The organism is Streptomyces sp. NPDC032721 (assembly GCF_055579625.1).
This window is the reverse complement of record NZ_JBVIMX010000030.1, coordinates 51,563-73,445: the sequence shown is the minus strand read 5'-3', so window position 1 is coordinate 73,445 and position 21,883 is coordinate 51,563. Positions and strand designations below refer to the sequence as shown.

Below are 21,883 nucleotides of genomic sequence, written 5' to 3'. Positions count from 1 at the left end.
GTCGCCGACGGGCGCAGGGAACTGCGCGGCGCTGGGCACGAGTGGTTGTTTTGGGGGCGCGGGGAACTGCGCGAGCAACCCACCACCGGCCCGCACATCCGAACCCCCGGCCCCGCGGCCAGCGGTCTAGGGAAGGGGCGGGGAGGGGCATCGCCCGCCGCAGGCGCGATCCCGCCGAACGTTTCGGGGGCCGCGTGGTGGCAGCCGCACAGTCAGAGCAGCAACGGGAAAGGGTGCGGTCGCCCGGCGCTCCAAGTGTGCCGTCGCGCCCAGGTAGCCTCGCCGGGTGACCGTAACCCTCATCTGGATCATCGTCGCTCTCGTGGCGATCGCGCTCTACCTCAGCTGGACCGCCGGACGGCTCGACCGGCTGCACGCCCGGATCGATGCCTCCCGGGCCGCGCTCGACGCCCAGCTGCTCCGGCGCGCCTCGGTCGCGCAGGAGCTGGCCACCTCCGGGGTACTCGACCCGGCCGCGTCGATCGTGCTGTACCAGGCCGCGCACGCCGCACGGCAGGCCGAGGAGGAGCAGCGGGAGGTGGCCGAGAGCGACCTCAGCCAGGCGTTGCGGGCGGTCTTCGGCGAGCCGGAGCAGGTGGAGGAGCTGAAGGCGGCGCCGGGCGGCGAAGAGGCCGCGGAGGAGCTGGCGGCGGCGGTGCGCCGGGTGCCGATGGCGCGGCGGTTCCACAACGACTCGGTACGGGCGGCCCGGGCCCTGCGCAGGCACCGCAAGGTGCGGTGGTTCCGGCTGGCCGGGCACGCCCCGTTCCCGATGGCGTTCGAGATGGACGACGAGCCCCCGGTGGCCCTGGCGGACCGCCCGGGAACGTAACCCGGTGAAGCCCGTACCCAAAACGATCCACCGGGTGGTCATTGGCCCTTGCAGTGGACTGGTCCCAGCGGGTTTCCTCGGCGGTGCAGGAAATAGGACGTAGGAACGCTTTTCTTCACCGAGCGAGGTCGATGAGATGTCCAGCACCCCCACCCCCCAGCAGTCCCCGGCCACCGGCACCGACCGCGTCAAGCGCGGCATGGCCGAGCAGCTCAAGGGCGGCGTGATCATGGACGTCGTCAACGCCGAGCAGGCGAAGATCGCCGAGGACGCGGGCGCCGTCGCCGTCATGGCGCTGGAGCGGGTCCCCGCCGACATCCGCAAGGACGGCGGCGTGGCCCGGATGTCCGACCCCAACATGATCGAAGAGATCATCGAGGCCGTGTCGATCCCGGTCATGGCGAAGTCCCGGATCGGCCACTTCGTCGAGGCCCAGGTCCTCCAGTCGCTCGGTGTCGACTACATCGACGAGTCCGAGGTGCTGACCCCGGCCGACGAGGTCAACCACTCCGACAAGTGGGCCTTCACCACCCCCTTCGTCTGTGGCGCCACCAACCTGGGCGAGGCCCTGCGCCGCATCGCCGAGGGCGCGGCCATGATCCGCTCCAAGGGCGAGGCCGGCACGGGCAACGTCGTCGAGGCCGTCCGCCACCTGCGCCAGATCAAGAACGAGATCGCCAAGCTGCGCGGCTACGACAACAACGAGCTGTTCGCCGCCGCCAAGGACCTCCGTGCCCCGTACGAGCTGGTCAAGGAGGTCGCCGAGCTCGGCAAGCTCCCGGTCGTGCTGTTCTCCGCCGGTGGTGTGGCCACCCCCGCCGACGCCGCGCTGATGCGCCAGCTCGGCGCCGAGGGCGTCTTCGTCGGCTCCGGCATCTTCAAGTCCGGCGACCCGGCCAAGCGCGCCGCCGCCATCGTCCGCGCCACCACCTTCTTCGACGACCCGAAGATCATCGCGGACGCGTCGCGCAACCTCGGCGAGGCCATGGTCGGCATCAACTGCGACACCCTCCCCGAGTCCGAGCGCTACGCCAACCGGGGCTGGTAACTCGTATGAAGGCCAACCCCGTTGTCGGCGTCCTGGCACTCCAGGGCGACGTACGGGAGCACCTGGTCGCCCTGGCCGTGGCCGACGCCACGGCCAGGGAGGTCCGGCGCCCCGAGGAGCTCGCCGAGGTCGACGGGCTGGTGATTCCCGGCGGGGAGTCCACCACCATCTCCAAACTGGCCGCCCTCTTCGGCCTGCTGGAGCCGCTGCGCGCCCGTATCGCCGACGGCATGCCCGTCTACGGCACCTGCGCCGGACTGATCCTCCTCGCGGACAAGATCCTCGACCCGCGCTCCGGCCAGGAGACGCTCGGCGGCATCGACATGATCGTGCGCCGCAACGCCTTCGGACGGCAGAACGAGTCCTTCGAGACCACCGTCGACGTCACCGGCGTCGAAGGCGGCCCGGTCGAGGGCGTCTTCATCCGCGCACCGTGGGTGGAGTCCGTCGGCGCCGAGGTGGAGGTGCTCGCCGAGCACGGCGGTCACATCGTCGCCGTACGGCAGAACAACGCGCTCGCCACGTCCTTCCACCCGGAACTCACGGGTGACCACCGGGTCCACGAGATGTTTGTGGAGATGGTGCGCGCCGCCACCTGACCGAGTCCCGGTAGGATCTCTGCCGAACGCAGCAGAATTGGTTACGCGAAGGAGACAGGCAGATGTCCGGCCACTCTAAATGGGCTACGACGAAGCACAAGAAGGCCGTGATTGACGCCAAGCGCGGCAAGCTCTTCGCGAAGCTGATCAAGAACATCGAAGTCGCGGCCCGCACGGGCGGCATCGACCCCGAGGGCAACCCCACGCTGGTCGACGCCATCCAGAAGGCGAAGAAGAGCTCCGTCCCCAACAAGAACATCGACTCCGCGGTCAAGCGCGGCGGTGGCCTTGAGGCGGGCGGCGCCGACTACGAGACGATCATGTACGAGGGTTACGGCCCGAACGGTGTCGCGGTGCTCATCGAGTGCCTCACCGACAACCGCAACCGTGCCGCCTCCGACGTGCGCGTCGCCATGACCCGCAACGGCGGCTCCATGGCCGACCCGGGTTCCGTCTCGTACCTCTTCAACCGCAAGGGCGTCGTCATCGTCCCCAAGGGCGAGCTCACCGAGGACGACGTGCTGGGCGCGGTGCTCGACGCGGGTGCCGAAGAGGTCAACGACCTCGGCGACACCTTCGAGGTGATCAGCGAGGCCACCGACCTGGTCGCGGTCCGTACCGCGCTCCAGGAGGCCGGCATCGACTACGACTCGGCCGACGCCAACTTCGTGCCGACGATGCAGGTCGAGCTGGAGGAAGAGGGCGCGCGCAAGATCTTCAAGCTGATCGACGCGCTGGAGGACAGCGACGACGTGCAGAACGTCTTCGCCAACTTCGACGTCAGCGACAAGGTCATGGCCGCGCTCGACGAGGAGTAGTCAGCAGTTGCCAGTACGACGACGGGCCGACGGGGACATCCCCGTCGGCCCGTCGCGTTGCCGGACCTGATTGTCAGTGCGAGCCGATAGCCTGCACAAACAGGTGAGCGAAGAAGGGGCGGCGCATGCGGGTGTTGGGCGTGGACCCGGGGCTGACCCGGTGCGGTGTCGGCGTCGTGGAAGGTGTCGCGGGGCGGCCGCTGACGATGTGCGGGGTGGGGGTCGTACGGACGCCCGCCGACGCCGAGTTGGGGCTGCGGCTGGTCGCCATCGAGCAGGGCATCGAGCAGTGGCTCGACGACTACCGGCCCGAAGTCCTCGCCGTGGAGCGGGTGTTCAGCCAGCACAACGTGAGTACGGTGATGGGCACCGCCCAGGCCAGTGCCGTCGCCATGCTGTGCGCCTCGCGGCGCGGCATCCCCGTCGCCCTGCACACCCCCAGCGAGGTCAAGGCCGCCGTCAGCGGCAGCGGCCGGGCCGACAAGGCGCAGGTCGGAGCGATGGTGACCCGGCTGCTGCGGCTCGACGCACCGCCCAGACCCGCCGACGCCGCCGACGCGCTCGCCCTCGCCATCTGCCACATCTGGCGGGCCCCCGCGCAGAACCGGCTCCAGCAGGCGGTGGCCGCGCACAAGTCCCGTACCGCACCACAGGCACCACAGCTCCGCACCGTACAGAGAGGCCGTACCTCATGATCGCCTTCGTCACCGGCCCGGTGGCCGCACTCGCCCCGGCCACCGCCGTCATCGAGGTCGGCGGTGTCGGCATGGCCGTCCAGTGCACGCCGAACACCCTGTCCACGCTCCGCATGGGCAAGGAGGCCAAGCTGGCCACCTCCCTCGTCGTACGCGAGGACTCGCTCACGCTGTACGGCTTCGCGGACGACGACGAGCGCCAGGTCTTCGAGCTCCTGCAGACCGCCAGCGGCGTCGGCCCCCGCCTCGCCCAGGCCATGCTCGCCGTGCACAGCCCCGACGCGCTGCGCCTCGCGGTGTCCACCGGGGACGAGAAGGCGCTGACCGCCGTCCCCGGCATCGGCAAGAAGGGCGCGCAGAAACTCCTCCTCGAACTGAAGGACAGGCTCGGCGAGCCGCTCGGCACCGGCGGACACCTCGGCGCCCAGCGCGTCGCCTCAGGACCCGCCCCCTGGACCGAACAGCTGAACGCCGCGCTGATCGGGCTCGGCTACGCCTCCCGCGAGGCGGAGGAAGCGGTCGCCGCCGTCACCCCGCAGGCCGAGGCCGCGCTCGCCGAGGGCACCCAGCCGCCGGTTCCGCAGCTGCTGCGCGCCGCCCTCCAGACCCTCAACCGCACCCGCTGACCGCGCACCCCACGCGACCCCAGCCCGGCACACCCGACCCGAGAGACCCGCACATGAACTGGGACGAGACCGGACCCGACAGCGAAGACCCGAGGCTGGTCGACTCCGCCGCCGACGGCGAGGACCAGGCCGTCGAGGCCGCGCTGCGCCCCAAGGACCTGGAGGAGTTCGTCGGCCAGGAGAAGGTGCGCGAGCAGCTCGACCTGGTGCTGCGGGCGGCCCGCGCGCGCGGTGCCACCGCCGACCACGTCCTGCTCTCCGGCGCCCCCGGCCTCGGCAAGACCACCCTCTCCATGATCATCGCCGCCGAGATGAACGCCCCGATCCGCATCACCAGCGGCCCGGCCATCCAGCACGCCGGTGACCTCGCCGCGATCCTCTCCTCCCTCCAGGAGGGCGAGGTCCTCTTCCTCGACGAGATCCACCGGATGTCCCGCCCGGCGGAGGAGATGCTCTACATGGCGATGGAGGACTTCCGCGTCGACGTCATCGTCGGCAAGGGCCCCGGCGCCACCGCCATTCCCCTGGAACTGCCCCCCTTCACCCTGGTCGGCGCCACCACCAGGGCGGGTCTGCTGCCGCCGCCGCTGCGCGACCGCTTCGGCTTCACCGGGCACATGGAGTTCTACGAACCGGCCGAACTGGAGCGGGTCATCCACCGCTCCGCCCGCCTCCTCGACGTGGAGATCGCCGCCGACGGCGCCGCCGAGATCGCCGGACGCTCCCGGGGCACCCCCCGCATCGCCAACCGCCTGCTGCGCCGGGTCCGCGACTACGCGCAGGTCAAGACCGACGGCGGCATGATCGACAAGGACATCGCCGCCGCCGCCCTCAAGGTGTACGAGGTGGACCCGCGCGGCCTCGACCGGCTCGACCGGGCCGTCCTGGGCGCACTCCTCAAGCTCTTCGGCGGCGGCCCCGTCGGCCTGTCCACTCTCGCGGTCGCGGTGGGGGAGGAGCGCGAGACCGTCGAGGAGGTCGCCGAGCCCTTCCTCGTACGGGAGGGACTGTTGGCCAGAACACCACGGGGGCGGGTCGCCACCCCTGCCGCGTGGGCGCACCTGGGCCTCGTACCGCCCCAGCAGGGCGCCGGGAGAAGCGGACAACCGGGTCTGTTCGGGACGTGACGGTGTGGAGGGGCGCAGAGTCAGGAACCTGGGTGCGATGCTGGGCGTTGTTCCATGTAGGCGGACTCGCTTAGACTCCGCCGATGCCGACCCTCCGGGCCGGCACGCCCACCCCCGTATATAACAGGCCGCCTTCGTCGCGGTCGTGCGAAGGAAGTTCCGTCCCGTGAGTGTTGTGACCCTTCTCCCCTTCATCGTGCTCATCGGGGCCATGTTCCTGATGACCCGGTCCGCCAAGAAGAAGCAGGCGGCGGCTGCGCAGATGCGCAACGAGATGCAGCCCGGCACCGGTGTCCGGACCATCGGCGGCATGTACGCCACGGTCAAGGAGGTTCACGACGACACGGTCCTTCTTGAGGTCGCCCCCGGCGTCCACGCCATCTACGCGAAGAACGCCATCGGCGCCGTCCTCGACGACGCCGAGTACAACCGCATCGTGCACGGTGAGGACGCTGCCGCCGAGCTCGACGCCGACAGCCCCGTCGTCCCGGACGACGCCTCGTCGCTGACCGGTTCCGACGCCTCCGGCGACGACGCCGGCCGCATCGACCTCGGCAAGAAGCCCGAGTCCGGCGACGACGCCGCACCGGCCGCCGACGCCGAGCCGAAGGACAAGAAGGCCGGCGAGGGCGACGCGAAGTAGTCACTTCCGCGGACCGCGATGACGCCCGAACGGCGAACCGCGGTCCGCGGACCGTGCCGTCCCCCTCGGGGGCCGGCGCCCCCACAACACTTCGTGGCCGCATCGGCGCACACCCCGCGCGTGCGGTTGGACAGGGAGAAACGAGAAGGTGGCAGCACCGAAGAAGGGCCGTAGGCCGGCGGGGGCCCCGAGCAGGCCGGGCCGTGCGCTGGCCCTGATCACGATCGTCATCCTCGCCCTCGCCGGCGGGATGTTCGCATCCGGGCACACCACCCCGCGCCTGGGCATCGACCTGGCCGGCGGTACGAGCATCACGCTCAAGGCGCAGAACGAGCCGGGTCAGCCGAACGCGATCAACAAGACCAACATGGACACCGCGGTCGGCATCATGGAGCGCCGTGTCAACGGCATGGGCGTCTCCGAGTCCGAGGTTCAGACCCAGGGCAACGACAACATCATTGTCAACATCCCCAAGGGCACGAACTCCGCGCAGGCCCGTGAGCAGGTCGGTACCACCGCCAAGCTCTACTTCCGGCCCGTACTGGCGGTCACCCAGGGCGCGCCGCTGCCCGACCCGTCCAAGACCCCGAAGCCGACCCCGTCGGCCACGGGCAAGGACGGCAAGCCCGCGGCCAACGACCCCAAGGACAAGGGAAAGCCGACGGCCACTCCGTCGTCGACCGCCACCTCCCAGGGCCGCGCCGTCACCGACGCGCTGAAGGCGCCGACCCCGACTCCCACGGGCAGCACGGGCAGCAAGACGCCGGACCCGAAGAAGACGCCGCCGCCCGCGCCGGACCCGGCCACTCAGAAGCTGGAGAAGGCGTTCGCCGCCCTCGACTGCAACAACTCCAAGCAGCGCGAGACGGCCGGCAAGGGCATCAAGCCCGGCGAGCCGACCATCGCCTGTGGTCTGGCCACCGACAACAAGACCTGGGAGAAGTACATCCTGGGTCCGGCCGAGCTGGAAGGCACGGACGTCAAGAAGGCCGGCGCCCAGTTCGACCAGCAGCGCGCCATGTGGATCGTGAACATGGAGTTCACGAAGGCCGGCTCGGAGAAGTTCTCCAAGACCACCGGCAAGCTGATGAGCCAGCAGCCGCCGATGAACCAGTTCGGCATCATCCTCGACGGCAACGTCGTGTCGGCCCCCTCGGTGCGCACGGTGCTCTCCGGCAGCGCCGAGATCTCCGGCAGCTTCACCCAGGAGTCCGCCCAGGAGCTCGGCAACATCCTGTCGTACGGCTCCCTGCCGCTGACCTTCAAGGAACAGTCCGTCACGACGGTCACCCCCGCCCTCGGCAGTGACCAGCTCAAGGCGGGCCTCATCGCCGGTGCGATCGGTCTCGCACTCGTCGTGGTCTACCTGGTGCTCTACTACCGCGGCCTGTCGTTCGTCGCGCTCCTGAGCCTCCTGGTCTCCGGCATCCTGACGTACGGGATCATGACCCTGCTCGGCCCGATCATCGGCTTCGCGCTGAACCTGCCGGCGGTCTGCGGTGCCATCGTCGCCATCGGCATCACCGCCGACTCGTTCATCGTGTACTTCGAACGCATCCGGGACGAGATCCGCGAGGGCCGCACCCTGCGTCCCGCCGTGGAGCGCGCCTGGCCGCGTGCCCGGCGCACCATCCTGGTGTCCGACTTCGTGTCGCTGCTGTCCGCCGTGGTGCTGTACGCCGTCACCGTCGGCAAGGTGCAGGGCTTCGCGTTCACGCTCGGCCTGACCACCCTGCTCGACGTCGTCGTGGTGTTCTTCTTCACCAAGCCGCTGATGACGCTGCTCGCCGCGAGGACGAAGTTCTTCGGCAACGGCCACAAGTGGTCCGGGCTCGACCCGAAGCGGCTCGGCGTCCAGCCCCCTCTGCGCCGCACCCGCCGTGTCTCCGCCCCCACCGAACCGAAGGAGGCGTGAGATGTCGCGACTCGGCAGCATCGGCGCCAGGCTGTACCGCGGCGAGGTCGGTTACGACTTCGTCGGAAAGCGGATGATCTACTACGGGATCTCCGTCCTGATCACCCTCATCGCCATCGCGGGCCTCGGGTTCAAGGGCCTCAACATGGGCATCGAGTTCCAGGGCGGCGCGCTCTTCACCACGCCCCCCACCTCGGTCTCCGTGCAGCACGCGAAGGAGGTCGCCGAGAAGGCCTCCGGCCACGACGCGATCGTCCAGAAGCTCGGCAACGACACCCTGCGCATCCAGGTCGGCGGCATCGACACCGCCAGCGCATCCCCGGTCACCGAGAAGCTCGCCCAGGACCTCAAGGTCCCGGCCGAGAAGATCAACACCGACCTGGTCGGCCCCAGCTGGGGCGAGGACATCGCCAACAAGGCGTGGATGGGCCTCGCGATCTTCATGGTCCTGGTGGTGATCTACCTCGCCATCGCCTTCGAGTGGCGGATGGCCGTCGCCGCCCTCGTCGCACTGATCCACGACCTCACGATCACCGTGGGCATCTACGCCCTGGTGGGCTTCGAGGTCACCCCGGGCACCGTGATCGGTCTGCTGACCATCCTCGGTTACTCGCTCTACGACACCGTCGTCGTCTTCGACGGTCTCAAGGAGGGGTCGAAGGACATCACCAAGCAGACCAAGTACACCTACAGCGAGATCGCCAACCGCAGCCTCAACGCGACCCTGGTGCGTTCCATCAACACCACGGTCGTCGCCCTGCTGCCGGTCGCCGGACTGCTGTTCATCGGTGGCGGTGTGCTGGGCGCGGGCATGCTCAACGACATCTCGCTGTCGCTGTTCGTCGGCCTCGCCGCCGGTGCGTACTCCTCGATCTTCATCGCCACCCCGCTGGTCGCCGACCTGAAGGAGCGCGACCCGCAGATGAAGGCCCTGAAGAAGCGCGTCCTCGCCAGGCGCGCCGCCGACGCCGCCAAGGCGGAGGCGGGCGAAGACGGCCAGGGCCCGGAGGACGCCGTTCCGGCCACCGCGTCCGGTGTCGTCGGCCCCCGTCCCGGCCGTGGCCGCAGCCCTCAGGGGAAGCGCCGATGACCACCACCGACACCACCCGTGACCTGCTGCTCAGCCGGATCACCGATGTGCAGGACTACCCCAAGCCGGGCGTCGTCTTCAAGGACATCACCCCGCTGCTCGCCGACCCGGTCGCCTTCACGGCCCTCACCGACGCCCTCGCGGAACTGTGCGTGAAGCACGGCGCCACCAAGGTCGTCGGCCTGGAGGCCCGCGGCTTCATCCTGGCCGCACCGGTCGCCGTCCGCGCGCAGCTGGGCTTCATCCCGATGCGCAAGGCCGGCAAGCTCCCCGGCGCGACGCTCTCGCAGAGCTACGAGCTGGAGTACGGCACCGCCGAGATCGAGGTGCACGCCGAGGACCTGTGCGCGGGCGACCGCGTCCTGGTCATCGACGACGTGCTGGCCACCGGCGGCACCGCCGGGGCCGCGCTGGAACTGATCCGGCGGGCCGGGGCCGAGGTCGCCGGAGTCGCCGTCCTGATGGAGCTCGGCTTCCTGGACGGCCGCGCCAAGGTGGAGCCCGCCCTCCGGGGCGCCCCGCTGGAGGCACTGATCAAGGTCTGAGTAAGGTCCGAGCGACCTACCGCCGGTACGAGGCGGACCGTACGGACAGCGGAGAAGCGGGCCGCCGGGGCAACCCGGGGCCCGCTTTTCCCATGAACCGACTTCCGTCCCAGGAAGAACGCGGGGCCAAGGGTCGATACCATGGGCGTTCCGGACCCGACCGGGAAGCACCTGAACCGGGCGGGCCCCGCCGAGGGCCCCGGACTCCAGGACCCGTACGAGGAGCGCTCTTGCCTGACGAGGCCCAGCCAGTCGCCACCCCGCAGCCGGACAAGGCCGCGGCGGGCGCCACGCCCCCGAAGCCGACGGCCGACACGTCCAAGCCGGCGGTGGCTCCCGAGCGCGCCAACGGAACGCCTGCCCCCGCCCCCGCGGTACGCCCGGCCGCCCCGGTGGGCGCCACGGCCCGCAGCGGCGGCTCCTCCAACCGCGTACGCGCCCGGCTCGCCCGCCTCGGAGTGCAGCGCCAGTCCCCGTACAACCCGGTCCTGGAGCCACTGCTGCGGATAGTGCGCAGCAACGACCCGAAGATCGAGACCGCGACGCTGCGCCAGATCGAGCGCGCCTACCAGGTCGCCGAGCGCTGGCACCGCGGGCAGAAGCGCAAGAGCGGCGACCCGTACATCACGCACCCGCTCGCCGTGACGACCATCCTCGCCGAGCTGGGCATGGACCCGGCGACGCTGATGGCGGGCCTGCTGCACGACACCGTCGAGGACACCGAGTACGGCCTGGACACCCTGCGCCGCGACTTCGGCGACCAGGTGGCGCTGCTGGTCGACGGCGTGACCAAGCTGGACAAGGTCAAGTTCGGCGAGGCCGCGCAGGCCGAGACCGTACGCAAGATGGTCGTCGCCATGGCCAAGGACCCCCGGGTCCTGGTCATCAAGCTGGCCGACCGCCTGCACAACATGCGCACCATGCGCTACCTCAAGCGGGAGAAGCAGGAGAAGAAGGCCCGCGAGACGCTGGAGATCTACGCCCCGCTCGCCCACCGGCTGGGCATGAACACCATCAAGTGGGAACTGGAGGACCTCGCCTTCGCGATCCTCTACCCCAAGATGTACGACGAGATCGTCCGGCTGGTCGCCGAGCGCGCGCCCAAGCGGGACGAGTACCTGGCCATAGTGACCGACGAGGTCCAGTCCGACCTTCGCTCGGCCCGCATCAAGGCCACCGTCACCGGCCGCCCCAAGCACTACTACAGCGTCTACCAGAAGATGATCGTCCGCGGGCGGGACTTCGCGGAGATCTACGACCTGGTGGGCATCCGCGTCCTGGTCGACACCGTCCGGGACTGCTACGCGGCCCTGGGCACCGTGCACGCGCGATGGAATCCGGTCCCCGGCCGGTTCAAGGACTACATCGCGATGCCGAAGTTCAACATGTACCAGTCGCTGCACACGACGGTCATCGGCCCCAACGGCAAGCCCGTCGAGCTCCAGATCCGCACCTTCGACATGCACCGCCGCGCCGAGTACGGCATCGCCGCGCACTGGAAGTACAAGCAGGAGGCCGTGGCGGGCACCTCCAAGGTCCGCACCGACGTGCCGCGTCACAAGGACGACGCGGTCAACGACATGGCGTGGCTGCGGCAGTTGCTGGACTGGCAGAAGGAGACCGAGGACCCCAGCGAGTTCCTGGAGTCGCTGCGCTTCGACCTCTCCCGCAACGAGGTCTTCGTCTTCACGCCCAAGGGCGACGTCATAGCGCTGCCGGCCGGGGCGACCCCGGTCGACTTCTCGTACGCCGTGCACACCGAGGTCGGCCACCGGACCATAGGGGCGCGGGTCAACGGGCGGCTCGTACCGCTCGAATCGACCCTGGACAACGGCGACCTGGTCGAGGTCTTCACCTCCAAGGCGGACGGCGCGGGTCCGTCCCGCGACTGGCTCGGCTTCGTGAAGTCGCCGAGGGCGCGCAACAAGATCCGCGCCTGGTTCTCCAAGGAGCGCCGCGACGAGGCCATCGAGCAGGGCAAGGACGCCATCGCGCGCGCCATGCGCAAGCAGAACCTGCCCATCCAGCGCATCCTGACGGGCGACTCCCTCGTCACGCTCGCGCACGAGATGCGCTACCCCGACATCTCCTCGCTGTACGCGGCGATCGGCGAGAGCCACGTCACCGCGCAGTCCGTGGTGCAGAAGCTGGTGCAGGCGCTCGGCGGCGAGGACGCCGCCAACGAGGACATCGCGGAGAGCTCACCGCCCTCGCACGGCCGCAGCAAGCGCCGGGCCAACGCGGATCCCGGAGTGGTCGTCAAGGGCGTCGACGACGTCTGGGTCAAGCTGGCGCGGTGCTGTACGCCGGTGCCGGGCGACCCCATCATCGGGTTCGTCACGCGCGGCAGCGGCGTCTCGGTGCACCGCGCGGACTGCGTCAACGTCGACTCGCTGTCGCAGCAGCCCGAGCGGATCCTTGAGGTCGAGTGGGCGCCCACCCAGTCCTCGGTCTTCCTGGTCGCCATCCAGGTCGAGGCCCTGGACCGGTCCCGGCTGCTGTCGGACGTGACCCGGGTCCTCTCCGACCAGCACGTCAACATCCTGTCGGCGGCCGTGCAGACCTCCCGCGACCGGGTGGCCACCTCGCGCTTCACCTTCGAGATGGGCGACCCGAAGCACCTGGGCCACGTGCTCAAGGCCGTCAGGGGAGTCGAGGGCGTGTACGACGTGTACCGGGTGACCTCGGCGCGCAGGCCGTAGACGCCGCTGACACGCGGAAGGGGCCCCGGCGCGATGCCGGGGCCCCTTCACGTACTTCTACGGGGCAATTCAGCCGCCGAACTCCTCCAGGCCCTTCATGGCCTGGTCGAGCAGCGCCTGACGGCCTTCGAGCTCACGGGCGAGCTTGTCGGCCTTGGAGTTGTTGCCCGCGGCGCGCGCCGTGTCGATCTGCTTCTGGAGCTTCTCGACGGCGTCCTGGAGCTGGCCGGTCAGACCCGCGGCACGCGCGCGTGCCTCCGGGTTCGTCCGCTTCCACTCGTTCTCCTCGGACTCCTGCAGCGCCCGCTCGACGGCCTGCATCCGGCCCTCGACCTTCGGCCGTGCGTCACGCGGTACGTGACCGATGGCCTCCCAGCGCTCGTTCAGGGCCCGGAACGCGGCACGCGCGCTCTTCAGGTCCTTCACGGGCACCAACTTCTCGGCCTCGGTGGCGAGTTCCTCCTTCAGCTTGAGGTTCTCGCCCTGCTCCGCGTCCCGCTCGGCGAAGGTCTCGCCGCGCGCCGCGAAGAAGACGTCCTGGGCGCCGCGGAAGCGGTTCCACAGGTCGTCCTCGAACTCGCGCTGGGCGCGGCCCGCGGCCTTCCACTCCGTCATCAGGTCGCGGTAACGCGCCGCCGTGCCGCCCCAGTCGGTCGACTTCGACAGCGACTCGGCCTCGGTGACCAGCTTCTCCTTGGCCTTGCGGGCCTCCTCGCGCTGCGCGTCCAGCGACGCGAAGTGCGCCTTGCGCCGCTTGGAGAACGCCGAGCGGGCGTGCGAGAACCGGTGCCACAGCTCGTCGTCCGCCTTGCGGTCCAGCCGGGGGAGACCCTTCCAGATGTCCACCAGCGCCCGCAGCCGCTCGCCGGCCGAGCGCCACTGCTCGCTCTGCGCCAGCTCCTCGGCCTCGGTGACCAGCTTCTCCTTGGCCGCCTTCGCCTCGTCGGCCTGCTTGGCCTTCTCGGCCTTGCGCTCCTCGCGGCGCTTGTCGACCGTCGTGACGAGTGCGTCCAGCCGCTTCGTCAGCGCGGCGAGGTCGCCGACCGCATGGTGCTCGTCGACCTGCGTACGCAGGTGATCGATCGCGGTCTGGGCGTCCTTGGCCGACAGGTCGGTGGTCTTCACCCGCTTTTCGAGGAGGCCGATCTCGACCACCAGGCCCTCGTACTTGCGCTCGAAGTAGGCCAGGGCCTCCTCGGGAGAGCCCGCCTGCCAGGATCCGACGACCTTCTCGCCCTCGGCCGTACGCACGTACACGGTGCCCGTCTCATCGACGCGGCCCCACGGGTCGCTGCTCACAGCGCCTCCTCCACATGATGCCTGCGAGGTTCTCGCCTCCGGGCATCGTCCACACGTTTTTCAACGTCCACAGTCTGATCGCGGGGCCGAAGACGCCCTGCACACCGCCAACATAGGCGACGTGCGGGGCGGCTGTCCGCATCCCGCACATCCCGGTTTACTTAACGACGGTCGCCTTGTCGATGACCACGGAGGCGTTCGGTGCCCCGTCGCCCTGCCCGCTCGACTCACCCGCATCAGCGATCTTCTTCAGCACGTCCTGACCGCCCTTGATGGTGCCGAAGGGGGTGTAGTTCGCCGCCAGCTGACTGTCCTTGTAGACGAGGAAGAACTGGCTGCCTCCGGTGCCGGGGCCCGCGTTGGCCATCGCGACCGTGCCCGCCGGGTAGATGCCGCCCTTGAGCTTGGGGTCCTTGAGGTTCTCGTCGGGCAGCTTGTAGCCGGGGGTGCCGGTGCCGGCCGCCGTCGGGTCGCCGCACTGCAGGACGTAGATGCCCTGGGTGGTGAGGCGGTGGCACTTCGTGTGGTCGAAGTAGCCCTTCGAGGCGAGGAAGTTGAAGGAGTTGACGGTGCGCGGGGCGTTCTTCGCGTCCAGCTCCAGGTCGATGTCGCCACAGGTGGTCCGGAGCTTCATCTTGTACGTTGCCGACTTGTCGACAGTGAGCGCGGGCTCCTTGTCGAAGGACAGCTTGGCGACCTCGCCGGGGGCGGGCTCCTTGCACGGGTCGGACTTCTTCGAGGCGTCGGAGCCGCTGCCGCTGCCCGCGACCTTGCCGCCCTTGTCATCCTTCGAGTCGAAGACGCCGGCCGCACAGGCGCTCACCGTGCCGGCGACGACGACGGCCAGCGCCGCGCCGATCACCGCGGTACGGCGCCGGTTCCTGCGCTGTCGTTCCGCCCGCCGCTGCTGCTGGCGCTCGAACTTTTCCCTGGCGAGCTGGCGCCGCCGCTGATCGCTGGTGACCACCGGGTGTTCTCCTCGTACGTGTCGAATGCGGTGCGGACGCCTGTCCGACCGAGCAGGTCAGCCCGAACCGTATATGGGTTAGCTGTGCGATGAGCAGCGCCGGTAGGCTTCTTTCTATTGCGTACGCAATACAAGCCGGCCACGGTCGGCTCCCCGTCGGACGACTTTATCGAGGACGATCGTGCTAATTGCCGGGTTCCCCGCCGGGGCCTGGGGGACCAACTGCTACCTGGTCGCCCCCGCCGCAGGCGAGGAGTGCGTGATCATCGACCCCGGCCACCAGGCCACCCAGGGTGTCGAGGAGACGCTGAAGAAGCATCGGCTGAAGCCCGTCGCCGTCGTGCTCACCCACGGCCACATCGACCACGTCGCCTCCGTCGTCCCCGTCTGCGGGGCCAAGGACGTACCCGCGTGGATCCACCCCGAGGACCGCTTCATGCTGAGCGACCCGGAGAAGGCACTCGGCCGCTCCCTGGGCGCACAGCTGATGGGCGAGCTCACGGTGGGCGAACCGGACGACCTCAAGGAACTGCACGACGGGGCCGAGCTCAAGCTCGCCGGTCTGGACCTCACCGTGTCGCACGCGCCCGGCCATACCAGGGGGTCGGTGACCTTCAGGCTGCCCGAGGCCGCGGACATCCCGCAGATCCTCTTCTCGGGCGACCTGCTGTTCGCCGGCTCCGTAGGACGCACCGACTTCCCCGGTGGCTCCCACGACGAACTCCTGCAGTCGCTCGCCCGCGTGTGCCTGCCGCTGGAGGACTCGACCGTGGTGCTGTCCGGACACGGCCCCCAGACGACCATCGGCCAGGAGCGCGCCACCAACCCGTATCTGCGGGACCTGAGCGGCGCGCCCGCCCCCCGACGAGGAATGTGACACACCTCCCGTGAGTACTTTTCAGGCCCCCAAGGGCACGTACGACCTGCTTCCCCCGGACTCCGCGACCTATCTCGCGGTGCGTGAGGCCATTTCCGCACCGCTGAGGAACTCCGGCTACGGCTACATCGAGACGCCCGGATTCGAGAACGTCGAACTGTTCGCGCGCGGTGTCGGCGAGTCCACCGACATCGTCACCAAGGAGATGTACGCCTTCGAGACCAAGGGCGGCGACAGGCTCGCGCTCCGCCCCGAAGGCACCGCTTCCGTGCTGCGCGCGGCCCTGGAGGCCAACCTCCACAAGGCCGGCAACCTCCCCGTCAAGCTCTGGTACTCCGGCTCGTACTACCGCTACGAGCGCCCGCAGAAGGGCCGCTACCGCCACTTCTCGCAGGTCGGAGCCGAGGCCATCGGCGCCGAGGACCCCGCGCTGGACGCCGAGCTGATCATCCTGGCCGACCAGGCGTACCGCTCGCTCGGCCTGCGGAACTTCCGCATCCTGCTGAACTCGCTCGGCGACAAGGAGTGCCGCCCCGTCTACCGGGAGGCCCTCCAGTCCTTCCTGCGCGGACTCGACCTCGACGCGGAGACCGTCCGCCGCGCCGAGATCAACCCGCTGCGGGTCCTCGACGACAAGCGCGCGGACGTGCAGAAGCAGCTGGTCGGCGCCCCGGTGCTGCGCGACTACCTGTGCGACGGGTGCAAGGCGTACCACGAGGAGGTGCGCGCGCTGATCACCGCCGCGGGCGTCGCCTTCGAGGACGACGAGAAGCTGGTCCGCGGGCTCGACTACTACACCCGCACCACCTTCGAGTTCGTCCACGACGGTCTCGGCTCGCAGTCCGCGGTGGGCGGCGGCGGCCGCTACGACGGCCTGTCCGAGATGATCGGCGGCCCCGCGCTGCCGTCCGTCGGCTGGGCGCTCGGCGTCGACCGCACGGTGCTCGCGCTGGAGGCCGAGGGCGTCACCCTCGACATCCCGTCGGCCACCGCCGTGTACGCGGTCCCGCTGGGCGAGGAGGCCCGCCGGGTGCTCTTCGGTACGGTCACCGAGCTGCGCAGGGCCGGCGTCGCCGCCGACTTCAGCTACGGCGGCAAGGGCCTCAAGGGCGCCATGAAGAACGCCAACCGCAGCGGCGCCCGCTATGTCGTCGTCGCCGGTGAGCGCGACCTCGCCGAGGGCCAGGTCCAGCTCAAGGACATGGAGTCCGGCGAGCAGGAGCCGATCGCGCTGGACGCGGTCGTCGCGGAGATCCAGCGCCGCCTGGGCTGATCCACCGCGGATTCCGTACGAGGGAGGGGCCCGGCATCGGTCGATGCCGGGCCCCTCCCTCGTACGCCCGCCCCCGCTCACCCGCCGGCCCGGGTCACGGTCTCGCGGGCCGTCAATGCGGCGGGCGCCGATTCGTCCTGCCGGACGATGCCCACCCTCGAACGCCAGTCGTGGTCCGCCCTCGCCGGGTCCGCGCCCAGCACCGTCACTTCGCCGTATGTCCAGGTCGAGGCCGTCCACGGTGGCCACTTCGCCGTACCGCTTGCGCAATCCCCTTACCCGTACCGCGAGTTCCGTCATGAACCTTGAGGGGGAGCGCGAACCGGACTTTCCGTGCCGTTCGTGCACTCGTCCTTTGACTGCTTATGTCCTACGAACGGCGCACGGCTTCCCCCGTGCGGCAGAATGAACCCTGCTTCACAGGCCACGGCAGCGACGGAACGGCGATATGACGACGACAGCGGTTGACGACGTGTCGGGCGACACGTCCGGGGAACGGGACGAGCGGGACGGCATGGGCCTCATCGGGGCCGGCCGGGCGTTCGCCTGGATGCTGATCATCACGGGAGCGGCCGGACTGGTCGCCGCCTGGATCATCACCATCGACAAGTTCAAGCTGCTGGAGGACCCGAACTTCACCCCCGGGTGCAGCCTCAACCCCGTAGTGGCCTGCGGGAACATCATGAAGAGCGACCAGGCGGCGTTCTTCGGCTTCCCCAACCCCATGCTCGGCCTCGTCACGTACGGCATGGTGATCGCCATCGGCGTCGCCCTCCTCGCCGGGGCCCGCTACAAGCGCTGGTACTGGCTCGGGCTCAACGCGGGCACCCTCTTCGGCGTCGCCTTCTGCACCTACCTCCAGTACCAGTCGCTCTACACGATCCGCTCGCTGTGCCTGTGGTGCTGCCTCGCCTGGGTCGCCACCATCGTGATGTTCTGCTACGTCACCGTCCACAACCTCAAGCACCGCATCCTCCCGGCGCCGCGCTGGCTGCGCAGCGGTCTGGTCGAGTTCCACTGGGTGCCGCCGGTGCTCTGGATCGGTGCCATCGGCATCCTGATCCTGACCAACTGGTGGAGCTTCTGGACCAGCTGAGGTCCCCGGGGAAGCCGTCCGCCGACCGCGTTGTCAGTGGGCTGACCTAGGCTTCTGGTGTGGAGCCCGATCTCTTTACCGCAGCAGCGGAAGACCGCCAGGAAAAGGACCCGTCCAGCAGCCCCCTGGCCGTCCGGATGCGCCCGCGCACCCTGGACGAGGTCTTCGGACAGAAGCACCTCCTCAAGCCGGGCTCACCGCTGCGCCGCCTGGTGGGGGAGGGCGGCGGCGGCCCGGCAGGACCGTCGTCCGTGATCCTCTGGGGCCCGCCGGGCATCGGGAAGACGACCCTGGCGTACGTCGTCAGCCAGGCCACCCAGAAGCGCTTCGTGGAACTCTCCGCGATCACGGCGGGCGTGAAGGAAGTACGGGCGGTCATCGAGGGCGCCCGCCGCGCGTCGGGCGGGTACGGCAAGGAGACCGTCCTCTTCCTCGACGAGATCCACCGCTTCAGCAAGGCCCAGCAGGACTCCCTGCTGCCCGCCGTGGAGAACCGCTGGGTCACCCTCATCGCGGCCACAACCGAGAACCCGTACTTCTCGATCATCTCCCCGCTGCTCTCCCGCTCGCTGCTCCTGACCCTCGAATCCCTCACCGACGACGACCTGCGCGGACTGGTCCGCCGGGCGCTCACCGAGGAGCGCGGCCTCGGCGGCGCGGTCACCCTCGCCGAGGACGCCGAGGACCATCTGCTGCGGATCTCCGGCGGTGACGCCCGGCGCGCGCTGACCGCCCTGGAGGCGGCGGCCGGAGCGGCGCTCTCCAAGGGCGACGCGGAGATCACCCTGGAGACGGTCGAGGAGACCGTCGACCGGGCCGCCGTGAAGTACGACCGCGACGGCGACCAGCACTACGACGTGGCCAGCGCCCTCATCAAGTCCATCCGGGGCTCGGACGTGGACGCCGCCCTGCACTACCTGGCCCGGATGATCGAGGCGGGCGAGGACCCCCGGTTCATCGCGCGCCGCCTGATGATCTCCGCCAGCGAGGACATCGGCCTCGCCGACCCGACGGCCCTGCCCACTGCGGTCGCCGCCGCCCAGGCCGTCGCCATGATCGGCTTCCCCGAGGCCGCCCTGACCCTGAGCCACGCCACCATCGCGCTGGCCCTGGCCCCCAAGTCCAACGCGGCGACCCTCGCCATCGCCGCCGCCCAGGCGGACGTGCGCAACGGCCTCGCCGGAGCCGTCCCGCCCCACCTGCGCGACGGCCACTACAAGGGCGCCGCCAAACTGGGCCACGCCCAGGGGTACGTCTACCCGCACGACGTCCCCGGCGGCATCGCCGCCCAGCAGTACGCCCCGGACGAGGTGCACGGCCGCCAGTACTACACCCCCACCCGGTACGGGGCCGAGGCACGCTACGCGGACGTGGTGGAGAAGGTGCGCGAGCGGCTGAACGGGCAGGGCTGAACGGGCAGGGCCGGGCACTGCGGCCTAGGCTCCGGACATGGCCCGACGTCCGGTGGTCCTGCTCGCGTGCCTCACCGCGCTGTCCGCCTGCCACCATGCCGAGACGCCCCCGCCGCAGCCCACTGCCGCCCCGCTCACCAGCCCCGGCTTCCCGCCCACCGCCGCCGGGGCCCGCACCGGACTGGCCGGCCTCACCGTCGCCCGGGGCCAGAACTGGGAGACGTACAACAGGGCCGAGTTCGGCGAGACCTGGTCCGACGAGACCGACGCCCCCGGCGGGCGCAACGGCTGCGACACCCGCGACGACGTCCTCAACCGGGACCTGACCGTGACCGAGCAGGGCAGGCACGACGCGTGCGTCCCGCTGTCCGGCGTGCTCCACGACCCGTACACCGGCAAGGACCTCCCGTACGCCTACCGCCGCGCCTCGCAGATCCAGACCGACCACGTCGTCCCGCTCGGCGCCGCCTGGCGGGCCGGAGCCTGGGCGTGGACCCCCGAGAAGCGGCTCGCGTACGCCAACGACCTCGACGTACTCCTCGCCGTCGACAAGCAGGCCAACTACGACAAGAGCAGCAAGACCCCCGACAAGTGGAAGCCGCGCCGCGCATACTGGTGCGAGTACGCCCGCCGCTGGACCGGCATCAAGGTGAAGTACGCGCTGACCGTGACGCCGCCGGAGAAGGGCGCGCTCTTCGAGATGCTGGGGACCTGCACCTGACGCCCCGGTCCGCAGCATCACAGGTGGCCTAGTACAATCGACCGAAGTGCTGCGTCCCGTGTCCGGTCTCGTACCGGCACCACCAGAACGGGACATGCAGCCGGAGCCCCTTTCGAGGGTGTTCCAGGAGCGTCGCGCACCGTTGAAGGTGTCGCGGGCAGCCCGTCATCCCGGGGAAACCCAAGGATCGACGGGCCACTCGCGTGCTGCACATAGTGCCCAGACCCAGGGAGCGGCTGCCCGTCCAGAAGTCTTGGAGGGGTTTCCCAGGCTGCGGATGCGACCTCCCTTAACCCTGGTGAAGCCGTATTCCGAACAGATAGAGAGGTTGGTTCGTGCCGAACCAGTCCCGCCCCAAGGTCAAGAAGAGCCGCGCGCTCGGCATTGCGCTGACGCCGAAGGCCGTCAAGTACTTCGAGTCGCGCCCCTACCCGCCGGGCGAGCACGGCCGTGGCCGCAAGCAGAACTCGGACTACAAGGTCCGTCTGCTGGAGAAGCAGCGTCTGCGCGCCCAGTACGACATCAGCGAGCGCCAGATGGCGCGCGCCTACGACCGCGCCAAGAAGGCCGAAGGCAAGACGGGCGAGGCGCTGGTCGTCGAGCTTGAGCGTCGCCTCGACGCCCTGGTCCTGCGTTCGGGCATCGCCCGCACCATCTACCAGGCCCGCCAGATGGTCGTTCACGGCCACATCGAGGTCAACGGCGGCAAGGTCGACAAGCCGTCGTTCCGCGTCCGTCCCGACGACGTCGTGATGGTCCGCGAGCGCAGCCGCGAGAAGGTCCCCTTCCAGGTCGCCCGTGAGGGTGGCTACGACACGGAGGGCGAGACCCCGCGCTACCTCCAGGTCAACCTGAAGGCCCTGGCCTTCCGCCTGGACCGCGACCCGAACCGCAAGGAAATCCCGGTCATCTGCGACGAGCAGCTGGTCGTCGAGTACTACGCCCGCTGATTCGGCGCAGTACTCCCCGCACTTGCGTGCACTGCCCGTCGTCTTCCCGCCTCCTCGCGAGGCGGGGAGCGGCGGGTTTGCGCATTCCCGGGCGCGCGATATGCGGTACGGGGTCGCGGCCCCGGCGCGATAGGCTCGCGGAACGACTTTTCGTGACCACACAGCTCGACGCAGCAGGGAGTGAAACGTGTCCGGTGGAGAGGTGGCCGGCATCCTGGTGGCCGTCTTCTGGGCGATTCTCGTCTCCTTCCTCGCCGTGGTTCTGGTGAGGCTGGCGCAGACGCTCAGGGCGACGACCCGGATGGTGGCCGAGGTGACCGAGCAGGCGGTACCGCTGCTGTCCGACGCCTCCGCGACCGTACGATCCGCGCAGACCCAGCTGGACCGGGTCGACGCGATCGCCTCCGACGTCGCCGAGGTCACCTCCAACGCCTCCGCGCTCTCCTCCACCGTCGCCTCCACCTTCGGTGGCCCCCTGGTCAAGGTCGCCGCCTTCGGGTACGGAGTGCGACAGGCGATCGGCCGCAAGAAGAACCCGGAGCCGCCGGTTCCGGACCGCCGTACCGTGATCGTCGGCCGGACGCTGCCCTCCGCGCGACGGGCGAAGCGAAACGGCCGGGGTTCCCGCGGACCTAAGGACTGACGCAG

At 69.9% G+C, this 21,883-nt stretch carries 21 protein-coding genes and 1 pseudogene; 19 read left to right on the top strand and 3 right to left on the bottom strand.

What is annotated here, in order from left to right; genetic code table 11:
* The first annotated feature begins 286 nt into the window (after nt 1–286).
* The 12 genes from ACZ5PB_RS39810 (at nt 287) to ACZ5PB_RS39755 (ending at nt 12,640) form a co-directional block, all read left to right on the top strand.
* Complete coding sequence (locus tag ACZ5PB_RS39810) at nt 287–832, top strand: hypothetical protein (RefSeq protein ID WP_468698231.1); 546 nt, start codon at nt 287–289, stop codon at nt 830–832.
* A 136-nt stretch (nt 833–968) separates the two neighbouring features.
* Complete coding sequence (gene pdxS / locus ACZ5PB_RS39805; RefSeq protein ID WP_468698224.1) at nt 969–1,880, top strand: pyridoxal 5'-phosphate synthase lyase subunit PdxS; 912 nt, start codon at nt 969–971, stop codon at nt 1,878–1,880.
* A gap of 5 nt (nt 1,881–1,885) precedes the next feature.
* The gene (gene pdxT / locus ACZ5PB_RS39800) at nt 1,886–2,479 is read left to right on the top strand and encodes a pyridoxal 5'-phosphate synthase glutaminase subunit PdxT (RefSeq protein ID WP_468698222.1); all 594 of its coding nucleotides are present in this window, start codon (nt 1,886–1,888) and stop codon (nt 2,477–2,479) included.
* Between the two features lie 62 nt (nt 2,480–2,541).
* A complete protein-coding gene (locus ACZ5PB_RS39795; RefSeq protein WP_401596556.1) occupies nt 2,542–3,297 on the top strand; it encodes a YebC/PmpR family DNA-binding transcriptional regulator in 756 nt (251 codons plus the stop codon).
* Between the two features lie 125 nt (nt 3,298–3,422).
* Nucleotides 3,423–3,992, top strand: a complete 570-nt coding sequence (gene ruvC / locus ACZ5PB_RS39790) for a crossover junction endodeoxyribonuclease RuvC (RefSeq protein ID WP_468698220.1) — start codon at nt 3,423–3,425, stop codon at nt 3,990–3,992.
* Nucleotides 3,989–4,618, top strand: a complete 630-nt coding sequence (gene ruvA / locus ACZ5PB_RS39785) for a Holliday junction branch migration protein RuvA (protein ID WP_468698218.1) — start codon at nt 3,989–3,991, stop codon at nt 4,616–4,618. The genes ruvC and ruvA overlap by 4 nt, the downstream gene beginning before the upstream one ends.
* Before the next feature lie 53 nt (nt 4,619–4,671).
* Nucleotides 4,672–5,745 carry a Holliday junction branch migration DNA helicase RuvB gene (gene ruvB / locus ACZ5PB_RS39780; protein ID WP_468698217.1) on the top strand — a complete coding sequence of 358 codons (1,074 nt, stop codon included), beginning with the start codon at nt 4,672–4,674 and terminating at the stop codon, nt 5,743–5,745.
* A 166-nt stretch (nt 5,746–5,911) separates the two neighbouring features.
* Nucleotides 5,912–6,388 (top strand): preprotein translocase subunit YajC, encoded by a 477-nt coding sequence (yajC, locus tag ACZ5PB_RS39775; protein WP_468698215.1) that lies wholly within the window; start codon nt 5,912–5,914, stop codon nt 6,386–6,388.
* A gap of 148 nt (nt 6,389–6,536) precedes the next feature.
* On the top strand, nt 6,537–8,303 hold the full coding sequence (secD, locus tag ACZ5PB_RS39770) for a protein translocase subunit SecD (RefSeq protein WP_468698213.1): 1,767 nt from the start codon (nt 6,537–6,539) through the stop codon (nt 8,301–8,303).
* Nucleotide 8,304: 1 nt separating this feature from the next.
* Complete coding sequence (gene secF / locus ACZ5PB_RS39765; protein ID WP_468698211.1) at nt 8,305–9,393, top strand: protein translocase subunit SecF; 1,089 nt, start codon at nt 8,305–8,307, stop codon at nt 9,391–9,393.
* Nucleotides 9,390–9,938 carry an adenine phosphoribosyltransferase gene (locus tag ACZ5PB_RS39760; protein ID WP_468698209.1) on the top strand — a complete coding sequence of 183 codons (549 nt, stop codon included), beginning with the start codon at nt 9,390–9,392 and terminating at the stop codon, nt 9,936–9,938. The genes secF and ACZ5PB_RS39760 overlap by 4 nt, the downstream gene beginning before the upstream one ends.
* A 230-nt stretch (nt 9,939–10,168) precedes the next feature.
* Nucleotides 10,169–12,640 (top strand): RelA/SpoT family protein, encoded by a 2,472-nt coding sequence (locus ACZ5PB_RS39755; protein ID WP_468698208.1) that lies wholly within the window; start codon nt 10,169–10,171, stop codon nt 12,638–12,640.
* Between the two features lie 69 nt (nt 12,641–12,709).
* Here ACZ5PB_RS39755 and ACZ5PB_RS39750 read toward each other — a convergent pair whose 3' ends face one another.
* Both ACZ5PB_RS39750 and ACZ5PB_RS39745 read right to left on the bottom strand, forming a co-directional pair.
* The gene (locus ACZ5PB_RS39750) at nt 12,710–13,939 is read right to left on the bottom strand and encodes a DUF349 domain-containing protein (protein ID WP_468698206.1); all 1,230 of its coding nucleotides are present in this window, start codon (nt 13,937–13,939) and stop codon (nt 12,710–12,712) included.
* Nucleotides 13,940–14,096: 157 nt separating this feature from the next.
* Complete coding sequence (locus ACZ5PB_RS39745; protein WP_468698204.1) at nt 14,097–14,906, bottom strand: peptidylprolyl isomerase; 810 nt, start codon at nt 14,904–14,906, stop codon at nt 14,097–14,099.
* Nucleotides 14,907–15,087: 181 nt separating this feature from the next.
* Here ACZ5PB_RS39745 and ACZ5PB_RS39740 point away from each other — a divergent pair, with 181 nt between their 5' ends.
* Complete coding sequence (locus ACZ5PB_RS39740) at nt 15,088–15,783, top strand: MBL fold metallo-hydrolase (protein WP_468698202.1); 696 nt, start codon at nt 15,088–15,090, stop codon at nt 15,781–15,783.
* Between the two features lie 10 nt (nt 15,784–15,793).
* Nucleotides 15,794–17,056, top strand: coding sequence for a histidine--tRNA ligase (gene hisS, locus ACZ5PB_RS39735; protein ID WP_468698200.1), 1,263 nt, complete (start codon nt 15,794–15,796; stop codon nt 17,054–17,056).
* Nucleotides 17,057–17,151: 95 nt separating this feature from the next.
* Here the strand turns inward: hisS and ACZ5PB_RS39730 are convergent.
* Nucleotides 17,152–17,356: pseudogene (locus ACZ5PB_RS39730) on the bottom strand (ABC transporter ATP-binding protein); the annotation flags it as partial.
* Between the two features lie 148 nt (nt 17,357–17,504).
* On the opposite strand from ACZ5PB_RS39730, the gene ACZ5PB_RS39725 reads away from it, so the two are divergent.
* The 5 genes from ACZ5PB_RS39725 to ACZ5PB_RS39705 all read left to right on the top strand — a co-directional run bounded on the left by ACZ5PB_RS39725 (nt 17,505) and on the right by ACZ5PB_RS39705 (nt 21,878).
* The gene (locus tag ACZ5PB_RS39725; protein ID WP_468698198.1) at nt 17,505–18,152 is read left to right on the top strand and encodes a vitamin K epoxide reductase family protein; all 648 of its coding nucleotides are present in this window, start codon (nt 17,505–17,507) and stop codon (nt 18,150–18,152) included.
* Nucleotides 18,153–18,211: 59 nt separating this feature from the next.
* A complete protein-coding gene (locus ACZ5PB_RS39720) occupies nt 18,212–19,564 on the top strand; it encodes a replication-associated recombination protein A (protein WP_468698196.1) in 1,353 nt (450 codons plus the stop codon).
* Between the two features lie 37 nt (nt 19,565–19,601).
* A complete protein-coding gene (locus tag ACZ5PB_RS39715; RefSeq protein WP_468698195.1) occupies nt 19,602–20,285 on the top strand; it encodes an HNH endonuclease family protein in 684 nt (227 codons plus the stop codon).
* A 335-nt stretch (nt 20,286–20,620) separates the two neighbouring features.
* A complete protein-coding gene (gene rpsD, locus ACZ5PB_RS39710) occupies nt 20,621–21,235 on the top strand; it encodes a 30S ribosomal protein S4 (RefSeq protein ID WP_345224933.1) in 615 nt (204 codons plus the stop codon).
* 202 nt (nt 21,236–21,437) lie between these two features.
* Nucleotides 21,438–21,878 (top strand): DUF948 domain-containing protein, encoded by a 441-nt coding sequence (locus ACZ5PB_RS39705; protein ID WP_468698238.1) that lies wholly within the window; start codon nt 21,438–21,440, stop codon nt 21,876–21,878.
* The last annotated feature ends 5 nt before the right edge of the window (nt 21,879–21,883 follow it).